Raw genomic sequence first — 3,335 nt, forward strand, 5'->3', positions numbered from 1 at the left:
AAATTGAGGTATGTTGTGAATTATGTAGGAATAGATATAGGCTCAACGGCAAGTAAAGTAGTCATTTTTGATGAAGAAAAGAGTACTATATTGAATAAAAAAATTATGCCCAGTGGTTGGAATAGTAAGGAAACGGGAGAAGAAATCAAGAAGTGGCTTGAAAGCTTAGGATATAAAAAAAGTGCTTTAAAGATAGTGGCAACAGGATATGGTAGAGTCAGTGTGCCATATGCTGATAAGACTATAACTGAAATAACATGCCATGGGAAAGGAACTAGTTATTTACATAATGGTGATACAACTGTCATAGATATAGGTGGGCAAGATACAAAGATAATAGTCCTAAAAAATGGACAAGTTATGGATTTCATAATGAATGATAAATGTTCTGCCGGGACTGGAAAGTTTTTGGAAGTTATGGCAAATCGTTTAGGGATTAATCTGAATGAGATGTTTGAGCTTGCGGAGAATGGAACACAAGTTAAGATATCATCAACTTGCACAGTTTTTGCAGAATCGGAAATCATTTCTCTAATGGGGAAGGGGACTTCTAAAGAAGATATTGCAGCAGGAGTTGTGAATTCGATATGTGCAAAGGTGGTTGCTCTTGTTAATAAAAAACAAAAGAGCGACTCATATTTTCTAACTGGAGGATTTTGTGAAAGTGATTATGTCATAGATGAGTTATCAAAGAGACTAGGAGTAGAAGTAACTTCACACAAAGACGCAAGATTTGCGGGAGCTATAGGAGCGGCATTATTGGCATGAGTGTTTGGAGAAAGCGAAAATTAAAAACGTATGAAGATTTGCCGGAGCTAAGACGGCAGGCATTTGTAGATTGTATAATGAATAAATCTTTGGAAGATAGTATTGTTGGCATTTTTGGAAATGTAAATGAGCCTTTGATTTATGCTTATGGTTTACACACAGTGCCCATAGAGGGATTGGACTCACATATATTCTCTTTTGGAGAGTATGATGGTTGTGATTTGGTAAAGAGTACGATGATTTATTTAAAAACTGAAAAATGTCCATTGTTATTTTCAGCCAAAATGTATGTAGTAGAAGATTTTTGTGACCATTTTATAGAGAGTTTGCAGGGTGAAACTGAAAAACCAATTTGTGTGTACAGAAATGAAGATGAATTGAAGTTGATTTTAGAGGAAGTTTACAAAAGAGAGTATTCAAAAGAGCTGCATGAGATTGCAATTGAAGAGTTTAAGAAAATGGACTTAGCTTTGAATAAATTACATATAAGTAATTTATCGGGTAGAGAAATATTTGAAGTAGAATTCTTTTCAAGATACTTGATAGACATAGAAGAGAGAAGAAAATTTTTAGAAGAAACAGTTGAAAAGTTAGATTTGTATGACTGGGATAGAATCACAGTGACAGCAGTATGTCCAGGTGGAATTTATAGAGCAATCGATAGTGATTTGAATACTATACGATATGGAATTAAGAGAGATATAGATAATCCGATATTTACGTGTAAGGGTTGTTTTATGGGAAAAATTAAATTTAATTATTAAGAGGAGTTAATAATGGCAGATAATAAAAAAATGTGGGAAGAACTTGGGATGGATGTTGAAACTCATGATTTATTGTGTGAAGCATTGCCTCAAGCTTTTGGAGATGTATATTTAAGTCAAGAAAAAAGACCGCAAAAGATGGATTATTTCAATATGGTTGTGGCAGACATACACGGAATTCGTCCGTCAGAGTTAGTTGAATTTCAAAAGAATAATGGAAAAGTTGTGGGAAGTTTTTGTATACACGTTCCGGATGAAGTTGTCTTAGCTGCGGGTGCAATAGCCACCGGTCTTTGCAGTGGTTCGCAGTTTTGGGTTCCGGGGGGAGAAAAAGTTTTGCCAACGGCTACTTGCCCATTGATAAAGGCTTCTTTAGGAGCAAGGTTTGATAGAACTTGTCCGTTTTTTAGTATTTGTGATTTGTTCGTAGGTGAAACAACTTGTGATGGAAAGAAGAAAGCATGGGAAATTTTATCCGAAGATGCACCAATGCATATAATGGACATACCTCAAATGAAGAGAGAACAAGATTTTGTAAAATGGGAAAATGAAATTAAAAATTATATGGAGGTATTGGAAGAATTAACAGGAAATAAAATTACAGAAGATACTTTGTATGATGCAATTCTAACTGTAAATAATAAGAGAAGAGCACTTCAAAGATTAAATGAATTTAGAAAACTTGAGAATGTTCCAATCAGTGGCAGAGACGCACTGCTTATTCATCAAATAGCATTTTATGATGACCCTAAGCGATTTGCACAAATGTTAAACACGCTATGTGATGAATTAGAAGAGAGAAAGAAAGACAATGTATCTGTTTATGAAAAGGGAACTAAGAGAATTTTATTGACTGGTACGCCACTATCAATTCCAAATTGGAAGATACATCAAATTATCGAGACATCCGGTGGTGCAGTTGTATGTGAAGAAATGTGTACAGGAGTTAGATATTCTGAAGCATTAGTTGATGAAACGAAGGGAAGCATGGATACAATGGTTAAAAATTTAGCTGACAGATATCTTGGTCATATAAATTGCGCTTGTTTCACTCCTAATAGAGAAAGAATTGATGATATAATCAGATTGGCTAAAGAATACAACGCAGATGGTGTAATTGATTTGAATTTAAAATTCTGCAACATATATGATACAGAAGGATATTTTGTAGAAAAGGCTATGCAAGAAGCCGGAATTCCGTGCATAGGAATTGAAACAGATTATACAGATGAAGATGCTGAGCAACTAAAGACAAGAATAGGAGCTTTTATAGAAATGCTCAGCTAATTGAGGGCTAGATGAAAAAAATAAGACACTATGTTTTAATGCCAAATTCTAAAGAGGCAATGACACTATATCAGAAAATGCAAGAAGCGCAAATTAAATCTACAGTTGCTCCGACACCAAGAGAGGCGGACCATTGTTGTGGAGTTTGTATCTTGTATGATGAAGCTTCAAAAAAGGACAAAATATTAGAAATTGCCAAAAAAAATGACTTGGAAATAGATTGTTTTTGGGACATGGAAAATAAAGATGATCCAAATAGAAATAAGTTTTGTTAAGAGAGCGTATCAGAAATTTTCTGATACGCTCTTTAAATTAAGTTATTTTTTATCTACTCTGTTTAAAGTTAGTTCAAAATTGAAATCTTTATCTGAATCTGATTTTGATTTTGAAGTAAGTTTTATTGTATCGTTTGATTCGATTAGCTCAGATTTACCTTTTTCAAAATCAAAATCTGAAAAGAATTCATAAGATGAAAGTAGAGCTGACTTTCCATCTAAAACACTTACAAGGCGAGGA

General features: G+C 34.0%; 5 protein-coding genes. 4 read left to right on the plus strand and 1 reads right to left on the minus strand.

Annotated elements, in window-relative coordinates; translation table 11 throughout:
• Positions 1-15: 15 nt before the first annotated feature.
• Genes SOR77_RS08190 through SOR77_RS08205 form a run of 4 tightly spaced genes read left to right on the plus strand, consistent with a single transcriptional unit; the run spans position 16 to position 3,094 of the window.
• Entirely contained in the window at positions 16-768 is a 753-nt protein-coding gene (locus SOR77_RS08190) for an acyl-CoA dehydratase activase (RefSeq protein ID WP_320636630.1), read from the plus strand.
• Complete coding sequence (locus tag SOR77_RS08195; protein ID WP_320636626.1) at positions 765-1,532, plus strand: 2-hydroxyacyl-CoA dehydratase family protein; 768 nt, start codon at positions 765-767, stop codon at positions 1,530-1,532. The genes SOR77_RS08190 and SOR77_RS08195 overlap by 4 nt, the downstream gene beginning before the upstream one ends.
• Positions 1,533-1,544: 12 nt before the next feature.
• A complete protein-coding gene (locus tag SOR77_RS08200) occupies positions 1,545-2,819 on the plus strand; it encodes a double-cubane-cluster-containing anaerobic reductase (RefSeq protein ID WP_320636627.1) in 1,275 nt (424 codons plus the stop codon).
• 11 nt (positions 2,820-2,830) lie between these two features.
• Positions 2,831-3,094, plus strand: coding sequence for a DUF3343 domain-containing protein (locus SOR77_RS08205; protein ID WP_320636628.1), 264 nt, complete (start codon positions 2,831-2,833; stop codon positions 3,092-3,094).
• Between the two features lie 42 nt (positions 3,095-3,136).
• Here SOR77_RS08205 and SOR77_RS08210 read toward each other — a convergent pair.
• The coding region (locus tag SOR77_RS08210; RefSeq protein WP_320636629.1) for a hypothetical protein at positions 3,137-3,335 on the minus strand (199 nt) is incomplete at its 5' end.

This window comes from Peptoniphilus sp. (assembly GCF_034090345.1).
GTDB lineage: Bacteria > Bacillota > Clostridia > Tissierellales > Peptoniphilaceae > Peptoniphilus.